Source organism: Microtetraspora fusca (assembly GCF_001570365.1).
Classification (GTDB): Bacteria; Actinomycetota; Actinomycetes; order Streptosporangiales; family Streptosporangiaceae; genus Microtetraspora; species Microtetraspora fusca.
The window spans coordinates 15,282-38,041 of sequence record NZ_BBYK01000077.1; the positions used below are offsets into that span (position 1 = coordinate 15,282).

Below are 22,760 nucleotides of genomic sequence, written 5' to 3' on the forward strand. Positions count from 1 at the left end.
GGAGGGATGGCCGTGTCGGATGTTCTGGTGCTCGTCGGGCACCTCGCGGGACCGGTCGGCAAAGCCGGCCTGGAACTGCTCACCCTGGCCCGACGCCTGGGCGACCCGGTCGCCGTCTGCGCGGGTACGGTCGACGAGCGGGCCGTGGAAACGCTCGGCAGGTACGGCGCGCGGCGGATCCACGTCATCGAATCCGACGATGTGCGGGAGTACCCGGTGGCCTGGGTACGCGCTCTGGCCGACCTCGCCGCCGGCACCCGGCCGGTGGCCGTACTGACCGAATCCACCCCGGACGGCAGGGAGACGGCGGCCCGCCTGTCCATAAGGCTGGACGGTGGCGTCCTCACCGACGCCGTGGACGTCCAGCCGGGACCGGACGGACCGGTCATCACCCAGTGGGCGTTCGCCGCGGGCTACACCGTCACCTCCCGGGTGGTCGGCGGCATCCCGATCATCGCGGTCAAGTCCAACGCCGCCGTGCCCGAGGAGGCCCCGGCCACGCCGATGGTCACCCGGAGTCCGCTCGTGCTCGACGAGGCGGACCGCCGTACCAGGGTGGTGTCCCGCGAACCCCGGGAGAGCACCGGCCGGCCCCAGCTCACCGAGGCCGACATCGTCGTGTCGGGTGGCCGGGGCCTCGGCGGGGCCGAGCAGTTCGAGCTGATCGAACGGCTCGCCGACGCGCTGGGCGCCGCGGTCGGCGCGTCCCGCGCGGCGGTGGACGCGGGCTGGTACGCGCACACCCACCAGGTCGGGCAGACCGGCGTCACCGTGTCCCCGCAGCTCTACATCGCCGTCGGGATCTCCGGCGCGATCCAGCACCGCGCCGGAATGCAGACCAGCAAGACCATCGTGGCCGTGAACAAGGACGCGGAGGCGCCCATCTTCGAACTCGCCGACTACGGCGTGGTCGGCGACCTGTTCGAGGTGGTGCCGCAGCTTCTGGACGAGGTCACCAGGCGGCGGGCCTAGATGGGCGGCTTCCGGGAGCTGCCGCGCGAAGTCAAGATCCTGACCGCCGTCGCGTTCACGGTGGCGGTCGGGTTCGGCATCCAGTCACCGGCCATCCCCGTGTTCGCGGGGGAGTTCGGGGTGGGCAGCGCGGCGGTCGGCGCGGTGGTCTCGGCGTTCGCGTTCATGCGCCTGGCCACCGGCCTGCCCGGCGGACGGCTGGTCAACCGGTTCGGGGAGCGGGCGGTGCTGACCACCGGCATGGTGCTGCTCGCGGTGACCAGCATCCTGGCCGGGCTCTCCTGGAACTACCCGCAACTGCTGATCTTCCGGGGCGCGTGCGGGGTCGGGTCCGCGTTGTACACCGTGTCCGCGATGAACATGCTGCTGCGGGTCACGCCGGCTTCGCACCGCGGACGGGCCACCGGCTACTTCCAGGGCGGCTACTACCTCGGCACGGTGACCGGGCCCGCCCTCGGTGGCGGGCTGCTCGGCGTCTCACCCCGGCTGCCGTTCTTCGTGTACGGCGTGGCGGTCGCGATCGCGGGGGCCATCGCGACCGTCGCCCTCTCCAAGGCCGTGCCGATCATCGATGCCGTGGCCCGGACCGGGAGCGCGGCGGAGAGCGGGACGGGGAGTGGAGCCGGACCCGGGGCCGGCGCCGGGGACGGCCGGCCAGGGATCACCCTGGGCCGGGCGCTCCGGCACCGGTCGTACCTGGCGGCGCTGACCAGCAACTTCGGGCTCGGCTGGGCGGTCTTCGGCGTCCGCGTCTCCGTGTTGCCGCTCTACCTCATGTTCGTGATCAAGGCAGACGCCACCTGGATCGGGGCCGGGCTCGCGGTGGGCGCGATCACGCAGGCGGTCACCCTGCCGGTCGCCGGGCGGGTGGCCGACCTGTGGGGCCGCCGCCCCTCCTTGCTGGTCGGCCAGGGGCTCATCCTCGGCTGCCTCGTCATGGTCATCACCTGGCAGACCCTCGTGGCGTACCTGGCCGCGTTCGCGCTGATGGGACTCGGCACCGCCTTCTGCACCACGGGCGGGGCGGCCACCGTGGGCGACGTCACCCGGGGACGCGGCGGCACCGTGGTGGCGGGCTACCAGATGACCGCCGACCTCGGTATGACCGTCGGCCCCCTGGTGGCCGGTCAGCTCGCCGCGTCGTACTCGTACGAGGTGGCCTTCCTGGCCACCGGCGCGGTCGTGCTGATCGGATGGATCACGGCCCTCGTCATGCCGCCCCGCCCCACCTGAGCGCCGCCGACGCGGGGCACCGCCTGGCCCGTCAGCTCAACGGCTCGGCGAGTGACGGCCGGTTCGGTCTCCGGCTGTGCGACGCGCTCGCGGGCGGCTACCGGTTCGGTCAGGTGACAGTTCCACGGAAGGTGGGGCGCATCAGCTCGCTTGACCGTTCAGGAGGATTTCGCGGTTGACAGGCACTCGGCTGAGAAAGGCCTGTCGATCGTCTGGAGAACCGATGGTGGATGCCTTGTCCATGACAACTTTGTCCGCGCGGTCGCGCCACAACGCGGCCTCGCCGGTGTGCCCGATCGCGGCGAACACCTGGGCGTGCGCCCAGAAGACCTCTTCGGTGCGAAGGGCGGGCATGGTCCCGGCTTCGGCAAGGCGTCGCCGGCGCCTTCAAACTGAGCGCGGCGACCTCGCTGTTCACCGCGAGGTTACCTGTGGTGGAGATTCGTTTCCAGGACGCCAGAAGCGGGGCTTCTGCGTCACCCGCGCGATCCCACTCCAGATACAGCTTGCCGAGCAATCCCAGGTTGTACGCCTGATGGCTGCTCAGATCCGCGTCTTGGGACAGTCGCTCCAAAGCCTGGAAGAGCAGCCGCTCTGCCTCTTCGAACCGCCCGGCAGCGGTGAGGATCCGGGGAGGCTGCGGCAAGGTACCCCAGGATTTTCTCGGTTCTGCGGAACTCCGCTCTTTAGAGAGGCCGAGGCCGGCGAGGACATGGGGCAGGACGTCGAGTCGGTCACCGGCGCCTCGGACGAGACGATCGCCGCCCCCGCTGATCACCCACGCGGCGGCAGCGCGGCCTACGCCGGGCCACCGCCGGGCGTGCGTCAGGGGTGGGTGACCCGGGTGAGCCGGACCAGCTCGCTCATGGTGTCGAAGGGCAGCGGCCGGGGCAGGCCGTGGCTCATCAGGACGGCGCCGTGGTGCAGCGCCCCGGTCTCCTCGTCGCGGTAGAGCCCGTCCGGATCGAGTGCTCTGAGCCGCACCGGGGAGGTGACGCGGCGCAGGGCGGTGGGCTGCCAGACGAACACCACGGTCTCCGGGCCGCGCGTGTACTGCACCGCCCAGTCCCCGAGGCGATACATCCGGCCGCCGTGCACGATCGGGCGGATGCGCTTGTACTGCTCCACGAGCATCGCCGCCCAGCGCAGGTCGTCCTCGCTCCAGGTGCGCAGGTCACCGCCGATGCCGAGCGCCCCCGCCATCGCGACGTGGAAGCGGTAGCGGACGGGGGACAGGCGGGCCGTGATCCGGTTCGGGCTGTCGGTGACCCAGGCCCCCATCGTGCAGGCGGGATAGATCTGCGTGTACCCGTGCTGGATGGCGACCCGCTGCAGGGCGTCGGTGTTGTCCGAGGTCCAGATCTGGTCGGTACGGGCCAGCATCCCGAGGTCCGCCCGGCCGCCGCCGCTCGCGCACCCCTCGATGAGCAGGTCCGGGTGGTCGGCGCGCAGCCGGTCCATGACGGCGTACACGTTGCGGATGTACGGGATCCAGACGTCGTCCCCGGCCTCGGTGAAGGGACGGTTCATGTCCCACTTCAGGAAGGAGATGTCGTTCCTGGTCAGCAGGTCGTCCAGCCAGCCGTGCGCCCACTCGGCGACGTCGGAGCGGGAGAAGTCGAGCAGGAGCTGTTCGCGCACCTCCGTCCGCGCGCGGTTCGGCTGGTGCAGCACCCACTCCGGACGCGCGCGGTGGAGGTCGCTGTCGGGGTTGACCGACTCGGGCTCCACCCAGATGCCGAACCTCATGCCGAGCCGCTGCACGTGATCGATCAGGGGTGTGAGGCCGTTCGGGAAGCGGTCCGGGTTGGGCCACCAGTCGCCCAGCCCCGCGTGCTCGCCGGTCCGCCCGCCGAACCACGCGTCGTCCATCACGAACAGTTCGACGCCGACGCCCGCCGCCCGCTCCGCGAGCTTCATCTGCTGCGTCTCGGAGATGTCGAACTCTGTCGCCTCCCACGAGTTGTAGATCACCGGGCGGACGCGGTCGGGAGCGGGCAGGACATGGCGGCGGATGTGGTCGTGCCAGCGGCGGCTGGTGCCTCCGAAGCCGTCCGGCGCGTACATGCCGGTGAAGACCGGTGTCTCGAGCTCCTCGCCCGGCCCGAGCCGCCAGGTCAGCCCCTCGTGGCCGAACCCGCCGGTCCAGCCGGCGCGGCCGTCCTGGTCGCGGCCGAGGGTCATCCGCCAGCTCCCGCTCCAGGCGAGCGCGGCGCTCCACACCTCGCCGTGGTCCTCGGTCGCGTCGCCCGCGTCGATCATCAGCCACGGGTTCACCTGGTGACCGCTGTGCCCGCGTCTGCTGGTCAGCACGGTCTCAGCTTCGGGTACGGGCCCGCGTCTGAGCTGGAACTCCCGCCCCCAGTCGCCGACGACGTGGGTCATCCGGTAGTCCTCACGCGGCGGCGCCGTCCACGCCGCCGAGTCGCAGCGCAGGATGGTGATCGGCTCGGTTCCGGCGTTGCGCAGCCGGGTCCGGCGTTCGACCGCGTCGCTGCCGGGCCGTACCCGGTAGTGCAACGTGATCTCCAGCGGGTAGTGCCGGTCGGCCATCCGGATCGAGAGCCGCCCGCCGCCCGACTCTTCGTGGATGTCGTGTCCGAGGTGGCGCCACTCCACGCCGCGTACGGCGTCGCCGTACCTGATCTGGAGCGACGCCGCGCCGAACCGCCCGCCGCCCTCTGCCGGGAGTTCCTCGCGGTCCGGCGGCAGGGTGCGCGCCTGCTCGATCGTGAGCGGCCGGCCCCAGTGGGCGTTGTACAGCGCGTCACCGGAGCCGAGCCGTACGGCGTAGCTGCTCGACGGCGTGGACAGCAGCCACAGCCGTGCTTCTGCGTCGTAGATCATCGTGGTTCTCCTGGGGTGGGGCGGTCAGGCGCCGGTCCGCAGCCACACGGCGGTGTCGGCGGGAAGCAGGTCGCCGTCGAGCGGTCCGCCGGCGAGCAGCACCTCGTCGTGCGCGGGCAACGCGATCGGCTCCGCGCCGAGGTTGGCGACGAGGACGAAGCCCGGCTCGCGCCCGAACGCGAGCACGTCGGGGCCGAGGTCCAGCCAGGTCATGTCGCCGTCGCCGAGGGCGGGATGGCGGCGGCGTTCCGCCAGCGCGGCCCGGTAGAGGGCGAGCATCGAGCCCGGGTCGGCCCGCTGGCGCTCGACCGTCAGCTCCGCCCAGTCGTCCGGTTGCGGCAGCCAGGTCCGGACCGGCCGGTCGGCGAAGCCGTACGGCGCGGCGGTGCCGGACCAGGGGAGCGGCACGCGGCAGCCGTCCCTGCCCATGAAAGTCCGGGCCGTACGCTCGAACATCGGGTCCTGGCGCTCGTCGTCCGGGATGGTCAGGTGCTCGGGCAGGCCCAGCTCGTCGCCCTGGTAGATGTAGGCGGCGCCCGGCAGCGCGAGCAGGATCAGCGCGGCGGCGCGGGCGCGGCGGGTCCCCAGCTCGCGGTCCACGTCGATCCGGCCGAGCAGCACGTCCGGGGTGGGGTTGCGGACGAGGGCCTGGTCGACGCCGTACCGGGTGACCATGCGGGGCACGTCGTGGTTGCCGAGCACCCACGGGACCGAACCGCGGGTCTCGACGGCGAGCCGGTGCGAGTCCTCGATGACCGCGCGGAACTCCGCCGCGGACCACGGCGTCGGCATCAGCCGGAAGTTGAACAGCTGCCCCAGCCCGTCCCCGGCCAGGTATGGCGCGGCCCTGGTGGTGTCGTCGAACCAGATCTCGGCCACTGTGCCGCGCGGCCCAGGGAACGCGTCGGCGGGGTAGGAGTCCAGGATCTTCCGCCAGGACCGGTAGAGCTCGAGCAGCTCGGGCTGGTGCTCGTACGGCACCGGCGACCCGTCCGGGACGAGGTAGGCCGTCTGGCGGTCGGGCGGCAGGTCGGGCAGGCCCTCCTGCTTGTACAGCATGGCGGCCACGTCGATACGGAAGCCCGCGACGCCCCGGTCCAGCCAGAAACGCAGCACCTGCTCGAACATCGCCACCACGTCGGGGTTGCGCCAGTTCCAGTCGGGCTGTCCCGAGTCGAACAGGTGCAGATACCATTGGCCGTCGGCGACCCGGGTCCAGGCGCGGCCGCCGAAGTTCGACTGCCAGTTGTTGGGTTCGTCGCGGAAGATGAACCGGTCGCGTTCGGGGCTGCCCGGGGGTGCCGCCAGCGCCTGCCTGAACCAGGGATGCTCAGAGGAGCAGTGGTTGGGCACGATGTCCACGATCACCCGGATCCCACGCTCCGCCGCCTCGGCCACGAGGGTGTCGAAGTCGGCCAGCGTGCCGTAACGGGGGTCCACGTCGCAATAGTCGGCGACGTCGTAGCCGCCGTCGGCCATCGGCGAGGGATAGAACGGGCTGATCCAGACGGCGTCCACGCCCAGGTCGGCCAGGTGGTCCAGCCGCGCCCGCACACCGCGCAGGTCTCCCTCGCCGTCGCCGTCCGCGTCGGCGAAGCTGCGCGGATACACCTGGTAGACGACGGCGTCACGCCACCACGGGGCGGATGTCGGATCGGTCATCTCGGGCATCGTTTCTCTCTTCCTCGTGCTCCAGCGAGCTTCCGCGTGATCTAGCGAACGCCGCGGATCTTCCAGACGAGTACGGCTCCGCACGCGGCGAACGCCGCCGCGACGCCGTACATCAGGGGGTAACCGCCGGCGGAGGTGACCAGGGGCGCGGCGATCACCGGCCCGAGGACGCCGGCGGCGGAGTTCGCCAGGCTCACCACCCCGAGGTCCTTGGCCCGGTCGGTGGCGGCGGGGAGCAGCTGGGTGACCATGGCCTGGTCCACCGACGCGAACATCCCGGTGCCCGCGCCGAGGAGCGCCGCGGCGGCGATGGCGGCCGGCCAGCTCGTCAGGGTGGTGAGCACCAGCGCGGAGGCGCCCATGGTCAGGCCGCCCGCGAAGACGACGGGCCGGCGGCGCCCGATCCGGTCCGACAGCCATCCCGCGAGCAGGCCCGGCGCGACGCTGCTCAGCGTGAACACCGTCACCAGGACGAGCACGCCCTGCTCGGCCGTGGAGCCGGGGAAGAGCCGCTCGTACCGCACGGCGTCCCGCAGGAAGAAGAGCAGGTAGCCGATCCCCATCGAGAGCGTGAGGTTGATCAGGAACCTGCTCAGCCAGGCCCAGGCGAAGTCAGGGTGGCGGCGCGGGCTGATCCAGAATCCGGTGACGAAGGCGCGCGGGTCGAATCCACGTCCGGGCGAGCGCGTGATCGGCGCTTCACGGGTGAACAGGCCGAAGGGCAGCACCGACAGCAGGACCAGCGCCGCCACCGCCACGTAGCCGGGGAACAGCCCGGTGACCGCCATCGTCACGACCAGCCCGCCGAGCAGCGGCCCGGTGAGCTGGCCGACGCCCGCGAGCGCGGACACCTTGCCCCGCTGCGGTACGGGCACCTGGTCGGGGACGGTCGCCACGGCCGTGGCCATCATCGCGGTGAAGGAGAGCTGGGCCAGGCACCAGCCCACCACCAGGCCGCCCAGTGAGTTCTGCCCGCCGAGGAAGACCAGGGAGGCCGCGCAGAGCAGCGCGCCCGCCACGATCCAGGGGCGGCGGCGGCCGAACCGGCCGACGGTGCGGTCCGACAGCGCGCCGAACACCGGATTGGCGACGGCGGTGAACACGGCGCCCGCGGCGAAGACCACGGCGAGCGACGCCTCCTTGTGCAGAGGGTCGATGCGTTCCACGTGGGACGGCAGCAGGATCTGGCCTCCGGTGGTGGAGGCCATGATGATCCCCATCTGGACCATGGCGAGCAGGGACATCCAGCCGACGGAGACCTTCCGGGTGGGCTCCCCGGGGACGGCGCCGCCCTCTGCGTCACCTCCGGTATCGCGTCCGGTGCCGGGTCCGGGTGTGGTGCGCCGATCGGCCACGGACGCCCCTCCTGTCCTAAGGTGAGTGGGCGCCACGTTAGAACATGACGGGGTGTCATGTTAAGACCCTGGAGGGATCTACCTTGACCAGTCACGGCGTCCGTCGCAGACCGGTGCAGAAACGCAGCATCGAACGCGTCGAGCGGATCCTCGACGCCTGCGCCGGGCTCCTGGACGAGGTCGGCTTCGATTCCCTCACCACCTCGGAGGTCGCCCGCCGCGCCGGTGTGCCGAGCGGTACGGTCTACCAGTTCTTCGACGGCAAGCCCGGCATGATGCGCGAGCTCGCCATGCGGAACCTGGAGCTGCTGATCGAGCGGCTCCGGCGCCGCGCCGCCGGTGAGGCCATGCTCACGTGGCCTCGGGCGGCCGAGATCGTCATCGAGGAGACGATCGAGATGCGGCGCACCGTCCCCGGCTTCACCGTGGTCGACTTCGCCGACACCCGCCCCGGTGGCCCGTCCTTCCTGCCCGACGGCGAGACGGAGGAGGGCGGTGACGTGCTGGCCGACCGGCTCTACGCCTTCGCCGTCGGGGAGGTCGGTCTGCCTCCGCTGCCCGACCCGCATCGCGTCATGCGGCTCGCGATCGAGGCCACGTCTGTGGCTCTCGCGCTGGCCTTCCGCGCCTCGCGCCAGGGAGACCCGGCGATGATCGACCAGGGGCGGCGGCTGCTGCGCGCCTACTTCGCCGACGTCTCCCGCTGACCCACGCGGGCTTCGGTTCGGTTGCCTACAGCGGCAGGGGCTTCTCGAGGTGGCGGTGGATGGGAGGGCGGGTGCGTACAGCGTGAACTGGCCCGTGCTCACGCCTCGTTCAGCGCTGCCGCCTGATCGCGGAGGGCCTGGATGAGCGTCGTGACCTGGGGGTGGTCACGTCGGCGGCCGATCGTGGCGACGCCGATGTGCCGGGTCGGAACCGGTGGCGTGATCGGGACGGTGTGCAGGCCCGGCACCTCGGGGGCCAGTGCGATGGAGGGGATCAGGGAGATTCCCATGCCCGCGGCGACGAGCGAGCGGGCGAAGAAGTAGTCGGTGGTCGTGCCGCGCACCTCCAGGTCGAAGCCGGCGCGCTCGGCGTAGCGGCGGAGGTACGCCTCGGTCTTGAGGCAGCCGAGCACCCAGGGCTCGTCCGCCAACTCGGCGAGGTCGAGCGCGTCGCGTTCGGCGAGTGGATGGCCTTCCGGCAGGACGACGTGCAGTGGGTCTTCCATGAGCGCGGTCCACTGCAGGCTGTGGCTCCGTCCTTGCTGTCCGGGCAGCGGGCCGTCGAAGTGGTAGGCGAGTGCGAGGTCCACGGCGCCCTGGCGGACCAGGGGCAGGCTGTCTTCGGGCTCGTTCTCCGTGACGTGGAGCACGGTGTCGGGATGGGCGGTCGTGAGCCGAGCAAACGCGCCGGGGAGGAGCAGCCTGCCGCCGCTGGTGAAGGTGGCGATGGTGAGCTGGATGCGTCCGGTGCTGAGCCGGTCGACCTGCTGTTTTGCGTGTTCGAGCTCGGCGGCGACCGATTCCGCGGCGCTGACCATGATCTGGCCGGATCGGGTGAGGGTGACGCCGCGGGTGCTGCGGGTGACGACCTGGGCGCCGAGGCTGCGCTCCAGGGCGGCCACGTGCTGGGAGACGGCCGAGGGGGTGAGGTGCAGGGCGGTGGCCGCCTGGTTGAAGCTGCCGTGTTCCGCCACCGCCCGCAGGACGCGGAGCCGCTGCACATCGATCAACAGTTTTCCTTAATGCGTGTCCAGCAAGTCGGCACTTCTGCTGATGACCATAGATCTCCAGGATGGGGGCATGCAAAAGATCTGCGTCATCGGCGGAAGCCGGTACGTCGTAAAGCTCCTGGTGGAGCGCCTGCAGGCGGCCGGCCATCAGGTCACTGTGATCAATCGCGGCTCCGTCCAGCCCCTCACCACATCCGCCGTCCCCACCATCTGAGGAACAGAGCCACCATGCAGTACCGCCGTATCGGAAACACCACCGTCAGTGCCGTCGGCCTGGGCGCCATGCCGCTGTCCATCGAGCACCGCCCGGACGAACAGCGAGCCATCGCCACCGTCCACGCCGCACTCGACGCCGGGGTCACGCTCATCGACACCGCCGACAGCTACCACTGGCACGCCGGTGAGACAGGGCACAACGAGCTCCTCATCGCCCGCGCCCTGGCCCGCTACGGCGGCGACACCTCCGGCGTCCTCGTGGCCACCAAGGGTGGCCGCGGCCGCCCCGGCGACGGCAGCTGGACCGTCACCGGAACCCCGGATCACCTCAAGCGCGCCGCCGAGGCCTCCGCCAAGCGCCTGGGCGTCGAGGCCATCGGCCTGTACCAGCTGCACAAGCCGGACCCGGCCGTGCCCTGGGCTGACTCCGTCGGCGCACTGCGCGAGCTGCTCGACGCCGGCACGATCCGCGCCGCCGGGATCTCCAACGTGACCACCGTCCAGATCCGCGAGGCGCACGCGATCCTCGGGGACGGGCTCGTCTCCGTGCAAAACCAGTACTCGCCGGCGGTCCGCGACAGTGAGCCCGAGCTGCGGCTGAGCACCGAGCTGGGCCTGGCCTTCCTGACCTGGAGTCCCCTCGGCGGCATCTCCCGCAGCTCCCTCGACGGCCCCTACGGCTCGACCTCGGCAGGCACCGCATTCCACCACATCGCCGCCGAGCGTGGCGTCAGCCCGCAACGGCTCGCCCTGGCCTGGCTGCTGGCCCGCTCCCCGGTGGTGATCCCGGTGCCGGGAGCCAGCCGCCCGGCCTCCATCCGGGACTCGGCTCAGGCCGTGCAGGTCAAGCTGAGCACGGCGGAGCTGACACGGCTTGAGGCGGCGCTGCCGAGCTGAATCGAGTCCCGGGGCGTCGTCGCTGAAAGTTGGGGCGCTCGTTACTCTTGCTGACCGGCACGGCGTCCTCGGCGGGCATCGGCCAACTCTGTCCGGCGAGTGCCGGAGGGTACGGCGCCGCGCCGCGGAGCTACTACGCCTGTGACTTCCTCGTTGCCGCGCTGTGGGGCTTGCTGCCGATTGCCTTCCCGCTTGGCGCGCGCGGAGACGGTTCGCTGCTCCTCGACAGGGACTCTTGTCACGGTGAGGTGCACGCTGCCTTGGTTGTTGCCGTAGAAACCCCAGGCGTCGTTCGCGAAGGCATATAGATACCCGCTCCTGGTGACACGGCAGCTTGTGCCGGCCCCGACGGCAATCCGCTCGTGGACCTTGTACTCACCGTCGACCGATATCGCGTCGTTGGCGACGACACCGACCAGCGACATCCAGGGCAGGTCCTCCTCCCGGCGCGCACCGATGAAATCCGCCACCCTGTTCCGGGTCACGAGCCGAAACAGCTCCTCGCCCTGACCCAGCAGCGTGCCCACGAGTCGGAGCTTCTCGACCAGAGGATTGAAGCGGCCCAGACCTGTGGTGCCGGCGGGCCCGGACAGGATCCCGGCGTCGCGCCACTGGCCCTCGGCGGTGAAGCGATAGTCGCCGGCCTCGAGGTAGAGTCCGGTTTCGTTCCACGGCTCGTGGGCGAACACCTCGACCGTCCTGCTCTGTCCCGGAGCAAGCACCTGGGTCGGCCGGTAGGGCCCGCTTGTGATGGGCGGGTTGAGGTACCGGTCGTACACCGACTGGTGGATCAGGGGAGTCATCGCGTCCGGATCGATTCTCGGCACGGCACGCGGTCGCGGCTGTAGGAAGATCTCACGTACTGGCTCGAACTGCGGCTCGATCAACGGCTCCAGCACGCCGAACGCACCATGGTCGTCGTCATGCAGAACGTCGAGTGGATCGGGCTTGATCTGGTCTTCCACCGTCGACTTGTAGAAACCGATACCGACCGCCTCGCGCGCTTCGTCGATCATCCACAGCAGTGCGCAGTCGCTCAACCCCCGCTGAGAATGACCGCCGCCGACGTCCACGTGGCTACCGGCGAACCACACCTGCTTGACGACCTGCGCGGGCCCATACGGCTCCGACCACAGAGCGGGCGTATAGGGACTGCGGCGCTCGTCCATGGCCACGGCGTGGCGACCGTGCTTGATGTACGGGTTGAGCCGCATGTCGTGGAAGTCGTACCGGTGCAACGGGTCCAGAAGACTGAGCCACCCCATGTAGGCCGGAATGCCGAGCGCGCCGACTGTCTCCCATACCCCGATGAAGTGAATGGGGATCTGCTCGAAATTGTCCGGGGCCCAGCGAAAGGTGAGCCCGTTCCGCCATTCACGACCGTGCGGGTCGTGCTTTCTCTGCCGATACCCACGGTTATATATTTCTTTGATCTGAGGCCAGAGCTTCGCCTCGTCCATCTTCGTGGTGTCGATCAGTCCGCACGCCGAAATCATTCCGGCAAGGCTTCGGGCAGTGTAGGCGCCGCGGCTGAACCCGAACAGAGAGATGCGATCCCCCGGGGAATATCGCATGGTCAGCCAGAGGTAGGCATCCATCACATTGTCGGACAGTCCGAGCCCGAAAGCTCCACCCAGCAGCCTGTTGCGCAGAGTCCCCACACCGGGCTGGTAGTAGGCCAGTTGGCGGTCGCCGTTCAAGTCCTTCTCATTGAGAGCGTTATACAGTCGGCGAACATTGGTGACCGACTCCATCTCCGGAGTATTCCAGGTACCGTCGCAGCACACGATGAGATGGGTCATGATCCCCCCGCGATGAGAAGAGCCTCGTCGAGGCCGTGCTCGCACCATTCCCGAGCGATGTTCCTTGGAAACTGGTCAACAATTCAAGGTTGGGGTTCGAAAGCTACGACATGAGTCCACCCGGCGTCTCTCGATGAAACGATGTAAAAATTGGCCCCAGAAATGTCCGCACAAGACCAGGGTCGTCTGCTTGCCGGGATAGCCATGGGCCGTAAGCCGCCTACTCGAGCGGAGGAGGCATGGTCCTTGCGCCCAGGAGCCCTGCGTTCATCGCTGCGGTTCAAGCGTCGGCGGCCGGCCAGCCAGGAGACCGAGCGCTCAACGACATCCAGCGGTAGCGCCCAACCGCCGGCTGGATTCGACCCCCGTCCCAAGCCCCTTGGCGACCGCCTCGGCAGGGAACTCGGCGTGCGTCCGAGGGGGCGCGCTCGCCGACGTCGGCGTGCTCCGGCCACGCGACGTGGACGCCATGACCGACCCGGTGGCCCACGTCGTGGTCACCGTCGCCTCAGGCAGCAAGCACCACCTGATTATTGACTCCGCCGGCATCCCTCTCGCCGTCATCGTGACCGGCGGCAACCGCGACGATGTCACTCAGCTGGTGCCACTGCCGGAGGCCATCCTGCCCGTGCGGGGCAAGCGCGGCTGATTCGACGGGCTCGTCTCGGGTCGGAGACGTGCAGGATCTCAGCTGTCTAGCGTTCCTTGAGGCGGAGTGCTTCTTTGCGGATCTCGGCGTGGATGGACCGCTCGCGCTCCAGCCACTCCGGGTTCTCCGCTTTCAGCGCATCGATCTCAGCGGTGGTGAGCGGTCCGGTGATCCCGCCTCTGGCCAGGCCGGAAATGGAGACCCTGAGCTTCGCGGCGATGACCTGCTTGGGGTGCGGGCCGTTGCGGCGCAGATCAGCGAGCCAGGCGGGTGGCGTCGACTGCAACTCGTTCAGCTCGTCCCTGGAGACGACACCCGCCTGGAACTCGGCGGGAGTGGCCGAGAGGAGGACACCCAGCTTCTTTGCCGCGGTCGCGGGCTTCATCGTCTGGGTGGTCTTCGGTTTGGGCGAGGTCATGGCGCCAAGAGTAGTCAGTCGGAACCGGTTACCTGACATCGGTACCCTGAGGAAGTGACTGATGGGGAGACCGGCAGGGTGTTCCGGCTGGCGTACGTGCCCGGGGTGACGCCCGCGAAATGGGTCAACGTCTGGACCGAGAGGATGCCCGACGTGCCGGTTACCCTGGTCGCGGTTTCCGCCGCCGAGGTGGTGAAACTCCTGCGGGATGGCGGCGCCGACGCCGCATTCGTCAGGCTGCCGGTCGACCGGGACGGGCTCAGCGTGATTCCTCTCTACGTGGAGACCACGGTGGTCGTGGTGCCCAAGGACCACGCGGTGGCCGCCGTCGACGAGGTGGCCATCGCCGATCTGAGCGACGACGAGGTGTTGCATCCTCTGGACGACACCATCGAGTGGACGGTCCGACCCGGGCTGCCCGCGTTCACCCGCCCGGCCACAACGGCGGGCGCGGTCGAGTTGGTGGCGGCCGGCACTGGGCTTCTCCTGGTTCCGCAGTCGCTGGCACGCCTTCACCACCGCAAGGATCTCACTTACCGGCCGATGCTGGACGCGCCGCAGTCTCAGGTCGCGCTGGCCTGGCCCACGGACGCGACCACCGATCTGGTGGAAGATTTCATCGGCATCGTCCGCGGCCGGACAGTGAACAGCTCGCGGGGCCGTACCCCCGCCTCCCCTGCGAAGAAACCCGCACAGCGGCAGGCACCAAAACCCGCGCAGAACGGCTCCGGCCGCCGCGCCGTGCCGGCCCGCCGTAAAGGGAGGGGTCACCGGCCTCGGTGACATGCAGCCCCGGACCTCCGGTTGCCAGTAGTCGAAGATCGTGTTTCATGGTGCGGGCGTGGTCAACGGCGGGACAGCGGCGACCGAAGCGGTCTACCGCGAGCAGATCCGCCCTGTCCTCCTCGGCGGAGCTGAGGTCATGGACCGCGTCTTCTCGTGACCAGGTCGCCATGCCTGCGGTCGACGTTCTGCGAGCAGGTTCGAGTGGCTGAGCGTCACGCCCAGTGCCACGCCTGACTGTACGAGCCGCGATGGAGCCCCGGGGGGCCGGGGTGAAACCGCGTCATCGCCAACCGCGCCGGCTGGTTCCACTCCGGCTTCGGCGAGGGTTTCCACTGCGGCGCCGTCTCGAACGCGGCCTTTCCGTGCCCCGACCAGGGCTCCGCTCCGACCTCCTCCGCCACCTTGCGACGCATCCACCTGGATGCGCGCTCGCTGCGGCAGCATTTGTCAGGACATTCCCTTAACGGAAGGAGCGCCGGTAGGCGGCGGGGGTGGTGTTCAGCGCGTTGTGGAAATGGCGGCGCAGGTTCACCGCCGAGGACAGGCCGACGCGCTGGGCGATGGTCTCGACGGACAGGTCGGTCTCCTCCAGGAAGGCGCGGGCACCGGCTATGCGACGGTCGAGCAGCCAGCGGCCGGGGGAGATGCCGAGCTGGTCGGTGAAGTGACGGCTGAAGGTACGGCAGGACAGGCCGGAACGGGCCGCCATGTTCTCGATCGTCAGCGGCCGGTCCAGGTTGGCGGTGATCCAGTCCAGCAGCGGGGCGAGCGAGTCGGGCACCGGGCCGGTGGTCGGCAGTTCGGGATACTGGCGCTGGCAGCCCTCCCGGTGCGGGGCGGCCGACAACTGGCGGCCGATGCGCATCGCCAGGGCGGCGCCGTACTCGCGCCGGACCTGGTTCAGGCAGAGGTCGACGGTCGTGGCGGTGGCACCGGCCGTCGCCACGTCGCCGTGATCCACGTAGAGCACGGACGCGTCGGGCCGGATGCGGGGGAAACGTACGGCGATCTCGGCGGTCTGTTCCCAGTGGGTGGCGGCGGTGCGGCCGTCCAGGAGGCCGAGGCTCGCCGGGATGTAGATCCCCGAGCAGATGGCCATGATCCGCATACCGCGGGCGTGGCCCGCGAGGATCGCGGCGCCGAGGTCGGGGGAGACCTCCACCGTTGAGCACCAGCCCGCGATGAGAAGGGTGTCGGCCTCGGCGAGGGTCTCCGGCCCGCGCTCGACGATGATGTCGACGCCCATGGTCGTCCGGATCGGCCCCGGGCGTTCGGCGCAGAGCGTGAAGTCGTAGTGCTCGGGGATGTCCGGGCCGTGGTAGCCGAAGACCGCGGAGGCGCTGGTCACCGGATACAGCTCCTGGAGCGGGCTCACCAGGGCGACCACGCGATGCTTCATGGCATGAATGTACCTAATGATGTCATTGTGGACACCTGTGCCGACCTTGCTGGATGTCCAGAGTAGATGGTCATGGAGTTCACGAAATGACCGCAATTTACGACTGCGAACAGTCCCTCGCCGCCCCGGCCAGGCTCTGGACCAGGAACTTCGTCCTGTATTTCGGCGCCAGAGCGGTGTCGTTGCTCGGTGACGCGATGATGCCCGTCGCGACCGCGCTGGCCGTCGGCGCGATTTACGGGGTGTCCGGCGTCGGCTACGTGCTGGCCATCTATACCGCCCCGTTCGTGCTCTTCATCCCGTTCGGCGGAGTGTTCGCTGACCGGTTGGGCGCCCGGACCATGATGGTCGGCGCGGACATCATCCGGATCTTCACCCAGACCGCGGTGGCCGTCGCCTTCTTCACCGGCACCCCGCCGCTCTGGCTGCTGCTGTCCGCCTCGTTCCTGTCCGGTACGGCAAGCGCGATGTTCCAGCCCGGTGTCAACGGCATGGTCCCCCTTGTCGCCAAGGACCCGCAGCGCGCCAACGGCACCTTGAAGATCGCCGATGCGGCCACCCAACTCGGCGGGCCCGTCCTCGCGGGCCTACTGATAACGCTGACCGGCGCGGGCGCCGTCTACGCGGTCGATGCGGGAACCTTCCTGCTCAGCGGCCTGTGCCTGGTCCTCGTCCGGCTGGCCTCGGCCACCGGGGCCAAGGAACGCTCGACGGTCATGGTGGACCTGCGCCGCGGCTGGCTGGAGTTCCGCTCCCGCAGCTGGATGTGGTCGGTGATCCTCATCTGGGTGTTCTTCGGCATCCTGGTCTTCGGCCCCTACATCCCGCTGGGCTCGCGCCTGATCGGCGACCGCCTCGGCGACGCCGCCTACGGCTGGGTGATGGCCGGCCTCGGCTCCGGCACCGTTCTCGGCGGGCTGATCGCGATCAAGATCCGGCCGTCACGACCGCTCGCCGCCGGTGGCGCGGCCATCTTCGGGTTCGGGTTCATCCCGCTGACGGTGGCGCTGGAACTGCCGCTGCCGCTGCTGATGGCGGGCCACCTGCTGGGCGGGATGTCCTGGGCGTTCTGGTCGGTGATGTGGTCGACGAGCGTGCAGACCCAGGTCGCCCCCGACGTCCTCAACCGGGTCACCGCCTACGAGATCGCCGGATCGGTGTCCGGGATCGCCGTCGGGCAGGCACTGGTGGGACCGGTCTCGGAGATCGTCAGCCCTCGGGACCTGCTGTTCGTCTCCACCGGCGTCAGCTTCGCGGTCTGCGCGGCCCTGTTGCTGACGCGTCCGATCCGCCGACTCCGCCGGGCTTGATCACCGCAAGGAGGATTCGACCACGTCCGCGCCGTCAATCGGAACCGACCACGTGGGCGCACGTCCTCACCACACCCGCGCCGGTAAGGCCGTTGATCGTTTGAACGGTCGTGACGATGTCTAAGATGATCAGATCATGCTTTCGACCACCGTCATCCAAGTACCGCAGTGGCAGGGATCGAGCGTCGCCGATGCCCGGCGCCTCGCACGCGGCTCCGCGCTGCTCGCGTCTCTGGTGCAGCCCACCCGTATCGTCGAGGTACCCGTCCCTGACGCCGAGGGTGTCGAACGGGACGGCGTGCGCGCCCTGGACGTGCTGACGACCGTCGCCGCCCGGACCCGCGCCGCCCTTGAGAAGGCGGATGCGGCCGCGGTGGTGACGGTCGGCGGCGACTGCGGGGTCGAGCTGGAGCCCGTGTCGGCCGCGCTGGCCCGGTACGGGGACGCGCTCGCCGTCGTGTGGTTCGACGCCCACGGCGACCTCAACACCCCCGCTTCCTCACCCTCGCACGCCTTCCACGGCATGGTCCTCCGCACTCTGCTGGGCGAGGGGCACCCCGATCTGGTTCCCGCACGAGCGCTCCGGCCCGAGCAGGTGATCCTCGCGGGTGTCCGCGCGCTGGATCCGGCAGAGCTGGCCTACGTCGCCGACGCGAAGATCGCCTGGCATGACGTCGCCGACCTGGCGTCCTCGCCCGACGCCCTGGTCGCGGCAGTGGCCGCGACCGGGGCCACGGCCGTCTACATCCACATCGATCTCGACGTCCTCGACCCGGGAGGATTCGGCTCGCTGAGCTGCCCCGAGGCCGGCGGCCTCACTGTCGGGGCGCTGCGTGACGCCGTACGGGCGCTCACTGCCCGCTGCGCGCCGGCGGGCCTGGGCATCACCGAGTACGCCCCGCACAGTGAGGAGGACCAGGCCGTCCTCGCCTCACTGGTACCGGCACTCTTGCACAGCTGATCGTCCGGCCCGGCGGCCGCGGTCACCGGCGCTCGGCCGACCGCGCCAGCAGCAGCTCGCGGGCCTGGAGGAACGGCGCGCGCAGAAAGGCCATGTGGTCCTCCTGCCCGTGCCTGTGGCAGGCCTGGCCGGGCCACACAGCCTCCTCGCCCTCAACGAGAAGAACGGCCCGGCCCGCGGCGACGGGTGAGACGGGGCCGCGGAGCGCCGCACAGAACCGGCGAGGCCCGCCCGATACGGCAGGGCCGCGCCGGTCACCCGGCCGGGTTCCGCCTCCGCGCCGCCGTCCGGCGGCCGTCGGCCTCGGACCGTGAGTTTCCCGTGCTTCACCGTCCGCGCCCGGGGACGAATACCGCTGACCATGACGACCGGCGCGCTCCAGTAAGACCGCGCCGGTCGCCACGGGCCGCGCCGCCCCGGCTGCCCTGCCGGGCGGGGCTCAGAGGTGGCGGGTCAGGCAGTCGCCCATGGTCCTGAATGCCGCGCCGGCTGGGCGCGAGGACCGGGGAAGGCGGCGGGTCAGCAGTGGCCGACGTACGGGCGAGTGTGGACCTGATAGATGTAGCTGTCGCCGGGCAGGCCGCTGATCTCGCCCCAGGCCGTGATGCACCGGCCGACGCCGTTCACGCGGGCGGGGCCAGCGTAGTACTGGTAGTTTCCGGCGTCGGATTTGCTGGCGATGGTGTTGCAGTAGTTCTTGCCCTTGTCGGACAGGGGGCATGAGGAGATCGAGGCGACCATCCACTTCCGCTGGCCCCACGTGGCACCGGCAGACTGCATCTCGGCGCAGTTGTTGGTGCCGTCCCAGTAGACGTTGAGCCAGCCGATCGTCGTCCCGGAAACGTTCTTCAGAGCTTGGGATTCGACCCGCGTCCCGGAGCAGGCCGCGCCCGCCGACGCGGGGGCGCTCCACGCCACGACGGATCCCGCCATCAAACCGACGCCCAGGGCGACCGCGGCGACCTTCCGCAGCACCTTCCGAAAGGCGTGCATCGGCGACTCCTTTCATGATCAAGATAGAGCGATCATCCTAGGGTCACCGCCTGCCCGCCCACCAGCCCCAGGGGCAGACGTGGAGCGCTCCGGCAACCGATCGAAGGGATCGCCAACTCCTCACGTAACCCCTGAACTGCGGAAACCCCGTCTTCCGGTAGCGGAAGGCGGGGTTCGCTGTCTCAGGATGCCGAACGCCAAACGATCACTCTTCCCTCCGTGTCCCATGAGCGCGCCAGTGCCTGAGTTGACGGTGCGGGATGTCACCTGTCAGTGTTGACTAACAGGGTGCAACACGGAAATACCGCGGAGGGGTTCTGACCAGTGAGGAGCTGTTGGCGGTGCTCGCAGCCCTTGGGCATCCGCAGCGGTTGAGGATCATCGCCAGGCTCGCCGAGGGTCGGGTGCACGTGAGCGAGCTCGCCCGGCGGATGGGTATCTCCCGTCCGCTGCTCTACATGCACCTGGAGCGAATGGAGAAGGCCGGGCTGGTCACCGGCGACCTGGAGCTTTCGCCGGACGGCAAGGCGATGAAGTACTTCCAGCTGGTGCCGTTCGACGTGCGCCTGTCGGTGGACACAGTCCTTGACGCCCTTCGGGCCGACGAGGTCGCGCAGAGGGATGAGGCGGCGCGGATGGATCAAGGTTCACGGAACGACGACCGGGAAGGACCCGATGACATGCAGGAGCCACGGAGTTGAAGGAGATCATCATTCCCAGCGTGGTCTTCCTGTTCCTCACTGTCATGGTCGTGGCCGGCATGGTCTTCTACTTCCGGCTGACGCTCCACCGCACCGAGATCGCGGCCATGTCCGAGTACCGCCGGCTGGCCGAGCTGACCGTACGCAACCAGGAGCAGCTCCAGGGGCAACTGGCCGAGCTCGCCACTCGGTTGACCGATGTCGAGCGGATCCTCCGGAGCGTCGAATGACTACGTGATCAGGGATAGCCCGGACGGCGCCGAACGCGAGCTGGCACTCGCGGCCGACGCCGGAGGGGCCGTCATTTCATGAAACCGGTGAGACGGAGTGGGCCGCGTGGCGGCACTCGTCGTCCAGGCTCTGATGAGCGGCCGGTCGTGCAGAGCGGGGTGGCGAGCTGGCACTCGCCACCCCGGAAACGAAGTCGCGTGACCCACGCCTCGACGGCGTGCCTTCAACGCACACGAACCTCAAGGAAAGGAGAGCAGCTCATGCTGCTCGAATGCAAATCGTCCCGCAGGGCCGTCGCTGAGCCGAACGGCGCGGGCCGGTGAACGGCGAGACGAGGCGGCCGCTGACCGTACGGGTCGCGGGCTGGAGCGCCGCCCATCCGTGGCGGGCCATCATCGGCTGGTTCCTGTTCGTCGCGCTCTGTCTCGGTGCCGGCGCCGCAGTGGGCACCCGCAGCGCGTCCACCGAGGACTACCGGGTCGGCGAGGCGGGCCGGGCCGAGGCGATGGTCGCCGCGGGCGACCTGCAGCGCAGGCCCGTGGAGTACGTCACGGTCCGGGCCAGGTCCGGTCCGCTGGACGTGGCGGTGGCCCGCACCGTCGTGAAGGACCTCACCGCCCGCATGACGGCCCTACCCGAGGTCGCCCACGTCGACCCGCCGGTGCGATCGGCGGACGGCTCGGTACTCCGGGTGGACGTGACGATGAAGGGCGAGGAACTCGACGCCCGCAAGCACGTCGACGCGCTGCTGGACCAGACCTCGCAGGTGCAGAAAGAGCACCCGAACCTGGTCGTTGAGGAGACCGGCGGCCCCTCGATCAGCAGGGGCGTCGAGAAGCAGCGCGGCGACGACCTGGCGCTCTCCGAGACGCTCACGTTGCCGATCACGCTGGTGACCCTGCTGCTTGTCTTCGGCTCGGTGGTCATGGCAGGCGTGCCGCTACTGCTGGCACTTTCGTCGATCGCCGCCGCGATGGGGCTCGGAATGATGGTCTCGCACATCGTCCCGGACGCCGGTGTGGGCAATAACGTGATCCTGCTGATCGGCATGGCGGTCGGGGTCGACTACACGCTGTTCTACCTCAAGCGGGAACGTGAGGAGCGTGCCCGTGCCGGGGGGCGGCTCAGTCCGGAGGCGGTGGTGGAGATCGCGACGGCCACCTCGGGCCACGCGGTCGTGGTCTCCGGCCTCGCGGTGATCATCTCGACCGCCACGCTGTACCTGGCTGGGGACATCGTCTTCGCCTCCCTCGCGACGGGCACGATCGTCGTGGTCCTGGTCGCGGTGATCAGCTCGCTCACCGTGCTGCCCGCGCTACTGGTCAAGATCGGCCGGCGAGCGGCCCGCAGGCGCAGGCCGGTCGCGCCCGAGAGGGCCGGCACGAGCCGGGTCTGGAGCGCCCTGCTGCGTCCTGCGAGCAAGCATCCGGCGATCACGCTGTGCCTGTCGGTACTGGTCATGGTCGCACTGGCGCTTCCCGCGCTGGGCATGCAGTTGAGGGTCCTGAACAAGGACAGCCACTCACGCGAGATCCCCGCGTTGCAGGTGTACGACCGGCAGACCGCCGCGTTCCCTGAGCTGCGCGTCCAGCACCAGGTCGTCGTACGGTCCGAGCCGGGACAGGCGGCCGAGGTCGCACGGGCGCTGCAGGATCTCGCGCGACGCGCGCAGGCGGACCCGTTGTTCGCCAAGCATGCGAACGCACGCGAGTCGGCAGACGGGCGCATCAGTGTGCTGGAACTGTCCACTCCGTTCCGGTTGAGTTCGCAAAAGGCCCGGGAGTCGCTCGACCGGCTCCGTAACGACTATCTGCCCGTCACGGTCAGTCGGCTGCCGGGGGTGGAGGCGGCCGTCACGGGGGACGTGGCCCGCGACGCCGACTATCTCGCCAACCAGGACGCCAAGCTGCCACTCGTCGTGGGGTTCCTGCTGCTTGCGACCTTCGTGATGACGGTCGTGATGTTCCGCTCGCTGGTGCTCGGGCTGGTCGGGATCGCACTCAACCTGCTGTCCGCAGCCGGAGCGTTCGGGCTGCTTGTGGTGTTCTTCCAGCACGGCTTGGCGTCGGTGCTGTTCGGCTTCGACCCGAGCGCCACGAGCGCGATCGGGTCCCGGGTGCCGCTGTTCCTCTTCGTGATCCTGTTCGGGCTGTCGATGGACTACCAGGTGTTCGTGGTGAGCCGGATCAGGGAGGCCGTGATGCGCGGGGTGCCCACCCGCCAGGCCGTCGTCGACGGCATCGGCACGTCCGCCGGTGTCGTGACCAGCGCCGCAGCCGTGATGGTGACCGTGTTCGCCGCCTTCGTTTTCCTTCACCTGGCCGAGATGAAGCAGATCGGCTTCAGCCTTGCGACCGCCGTGCTGCTGGACGCCTTCGTCATCCGCGTTCTGATCCTTCCGTCGGCGATGACGCTTCTCGGCCGGGTGGCGTGGTGGCCGTTCCATCCGGCGCCGCGCGGTGTGCCCGCCCCCGGAGGAGTCACGGCGCGCGTGTGAGCCATCCGGGCGCGGGGCGGTAAGTACAGGCGACTGTGGAACACGGAACCCCTTGGCACGGCCTTCGGGTACGACGACGGCCAGTCCCAGTCGCGGTTCCGGTTT

General features: G+C 69.7%; 20 protein-coding genes and 2 pseudogenes. 12 read left to right on the plus strand and 10 right to left on the minus strand.

The window, feature by feature from the left end:
* The first annotated feature begins 12 nt into the window (after positions 1-12).
* Positions 13-972: an electron transfer flavoprotein subunit alpha/FixB family protein gene (locus tag AWQ68_RS35815; protein ID WP_066949863.1), complete on the plus strand. Its 960-nt coding sequence runs from the start codon at positions 13-15 to the stop codon at positions 970-972.
* The gene (locus tag AWQ68_RS35820; protein WP_066949753.1) at positions 973-2,205 is read left to right on the plus strand and encodes an MFS transporter; all 1,233 of its coding nucleotides are present in this window, start codon (positions 973-975) and stop codon (positions 2,203-2,205) included.
* Between the two features lie 141 nt (positions 2,206-2,346).
* On the opposite strand, the gene AWQ68_RS35825 is transcribed toward AWQ68_RS35820, so the two are convergent.
* From AWQ68_RS35825 to AWQ68_RS35840, 4 genes are all read right to left on the minus strand, one after another.
* A complete protein-coding gene (locus AWQ68_RS35825) occupies positions 2,347-2,559 on the minus strand; it encodes a hypothetical protein (RefSeq protein WP_066949756.1) in 213 nt (70 codons plus the stop codon).
* 471 nt (positions 2,560-3,030) lie between these two features.
* Positions 3,031-5,052, minus strand: a complete 2,022-nt coding sequence (locus AWQ68_RS35830) for an alpha-galactosidase (protein WP_066949759.1) — start codon at positions 5,050-5,052, stop codon at positions 3,031-3,033.
* 24 nt (positions 5,053-5,076) lie between these two features.
* Positions 5,077-6,714, minus strand: a complete 1,638-nt coding sequence (locus AWQ68_RS35835) for a glycoside hydrolase family 13 protein (RefSeq protein ID WP_066949866.1) — start codon at positions 6,712-6,714, stop codon at positions 5,077-5,079.
* A 50-nt stretch (positions 6,715-6,764) separates the two neighbouring features.
* Positions 6,765-8,078, minus strand: coding sequence for an MFS transporter (locus AWQ68_RS35840; RefSeq protein ID WP_066949761.1), 1,314 nt, complete (start codon positions 8,076-8,078; stop codon positions 6,765-6,767).
* Positions 8,079-8,161: 83 nt separating this feature from the next.
* Between AWQ68_RS35840 and AWQ68_RS35845 the strand changes: the two genes are divergently transcribed.
* The gene (locus AWQ68_RS35845) at positions 8,162-8,785 is read left to right on the plus strand and encodes a TetR/AcrR family transcriptional regulator (RefSeq protein ID WP_245656429.1); all 624 of its coding nucleotides are present in this window, start codon (positions 8,162-8,164) and stop codon (positions 8,783-8,785) included.
* 98 nt (positions 8,786-8,883) lie between these two features.
* Here the strand turns inward: AWQ68_RS35845 and AWQ68_RS35850 are convergent, their stop codons facing one another.
* Positions 8,884-9,786: a LysR family transcriptional regulator gene (locus AWQ68_RS35850; protein WP_245656438.1), complete on the minus strand. Its 903-nt coding sequence runs from the start codon at positions 9,784-9,786 to the stop codon at positions 8,884-8,886.
* A 25-nt stretch (positions 9,787-9,811) separates the two neighbouring features.
* On the opposite strand from AWQ68_RS35850, the gene AWQ68_RS44500 reads away from it, so the two are divergent.
* Together AWQ68_RS44500 and AWQ68_RS35855 are read left to right on the plus strand one after the other, a co-directional pair.
* Positions 9,812-10,009 carry a hypothetical protein gene (locus AWQ68_RS44500; protein ID WP_218007185.1) on the plus strand — a complete coding sequence of 66 codons (198 nt, stop codon included), beginning with the start codon at positions 9,812-9,814 and terminating at the stop codon, positions 10,007-10,009.
* Positions 10,010-10,023: 14 nt separating this feature from the next.
* The gene (locus tag AWQ68_RS35855) at positions 10,024-10,908 is read left to right on the plus strand and encodes an aldo/keto reductase (protein WP_066949769.1); all 885 of its coding nucleotides are present in this window, start codon (positions 10,024-10,026) and stop codon (positions 10,906-10,908) included.
* 41 nt (positions 10,909-10,949) lie between these two features.
* On the opposite strand, the gene AWQ68_RS35860 is transcribed toward AWQ68_RS35855, so the two are convergent.
* Together AWQ68_RS35860 and AWQ68_RS46310 are read right to left on the minus strand one after the other, a co-directional pair.
* On the minus strand, positions 10,950-12,710 hold the full coding sequence (locus tag AWQ68_RS35860; RefSeq protein ID WP_066949772.1) for a T6SS phospholipase effector Tle1-like catalytic domain-containing protein: 1,761 nt from the start codon (positions 12,708-12,710) through the stop codon (positions 10,950-10,952).
* 260 nt (positions 12,711-12,970) lie between these two features.
* Positions 12,971-13,076: pseudogene (locus tag AWQ68_RS46310) on the minus strand (IS5/IS1182 family transposase); the annotation flags it as partial.
* Positions 13,077-13,221: 145 nt separating this feature from the next.
* On the opposite strand from AWQ68_RS46310, the pseudogene AWQ68_RS41655 reads away from it, so the two are divergent.
* Positions 13,222-13,356: pseudogene (locus AWQ68_RS41655) on the plus strand (IS5/IS1182 family transposase); the annotation flags it as partial.
* 49 nt (positions 13,357-13,405) lie between these two features.
* On the opposite strand, the gene AWQ68_RS35870 reads toward AWQ68_RS41655, so the two are convergent.
* A complete protein-coding gene (locus tag AWQ68_RS35870) occupies positions 13,406-13,777 on the minus strand; it encodes a DUF5997 family protein (protein ID WP_066949777.1) in 372 nt (123 codons plus the stop codon).
* A 54-nt stretch (positions 13,778-13,831) separates the two neighbouring features.
* Here AWQ68_RS35870 and AWQ68_RS35875 point away from each other — a divergent pair, with 54 nt between their 5' ends.
* Positions 13,832-14,560: a LysR family substrate-binding domain-containing protein gene (locus AWQ68_RS35875; protein ID WP_245656431.1), complete on the plus strand. Its 729-nt coding sequence runs from the start codon at positions 13,832-13,834 to the stop codon at positions 14,558-14,560.
* Positions 14,561-15,023: 463 nt separating this feature from the next.
* Here the strand turns inward: AWQ68_RS35875 and AWQ68_RS35880 are convergent, their stop codons facing one another.
* Complete coding sequence (locus AWQ68_RS35880; RefSeq protein WP_066949783.1) at positions 15,024-15,962, minus strand: helix-turn-helix domain-containing protein; 939 nt, start codon at positions 15,960-15,962, stop codon at positions 15,024-15,026.
* Positions 15,963-16,048: 86 nt separating this feature from the next.
* Here AWQ68_RS35880 and AWQ68_RS35885 point away from each other — a divergent pair, with 86 nt between their 5' ends.
* Positions 16,049-17,272, plus strand: coding sequence for an MFS transporter (locus tag AWQ68_RS35885; RefSeq protein ID WP_066949786.1), 1,224 nt, complete (start codon positions 16,049-16,051; stop codon positions 17,270-17,272).
* A 136-nt stretch (positions 17,273-17,408) separates the two neighbouring features.
* Complete coding sequence (locus tag AWQ68_RS35890) at positions 17,409-18,233, plus strand: arginase family protein (protein ID WP_066949789.1); 825 nt, start codon at positions 17,409-17,411, stop codon at positions 18,231-18,233.
* 519 nt (positions 18,234-18,752) lie between these two features.
* Here the strand turns inward: AWQ68_RS35890 and AWQ68_RS35895 are convergent.
* A complete protein-coding gene (locus AWQ68_RS35895) occupies positions 18,753-19,226 on the minus strand; it encodes a hypothetical protein (RefSeq protein ID WP_066949791.1) in 474 nt (157 codons plus the stop codon).
* A 341-nt stretch (positions 19,227-19,567) separates the two neighbouring features.
* On the opposite strand from AWQ68_RS35895, the gene AWQ68_RS35900 reads away from it, so the two are divergent.
* The 3 genes from AWQ68_RS35900 to AWQ68_RS35910 all read left to right on the plus strand — a co-directional run bounded on the left by AWQ68_RS35900 (position 19,568) and on the right by AWQ68_RS35910 (position 22,655).
* A complete protein-coding gene (locus tag AWQ68_RS35900; protein ID WP_245656433.1) occupies positions 19,568-19,927 on the plus strand; it encodes an ArsR/SmtB family transcription factor in 360 nt (119 codons plus the stop codon).
* Positions 19,924-20,157, plus strand: a complete 234-nt coding sequence (locus AWQ68_RS35905; RefSeq protein WP_218007186.1) for a hypothetical protein — start codon at positions 19,924-19,926, stop codon at positions 20,155-20,157. Before AWQ68_RS35900 ends, AWQ68_RS35905 begins: the two co-directional genes overlap by 4 nt.
* Positions 20,158-20,477: 320 nt before the next feature.
* On the plus strand, positions 20,478-22,655 hold the full coding sequence (locus AWQ68_RS35910) for an MMPL family transporter (RefSeq protein ID WP_218007187.1): 2,178 nt from the start codon (positions 20,478-20,480) through the stop codon (positions 22,653-22,655).
* The last annotated feature ends 105 nt before the right edge of the window (positions 22,656-22,760 follow it).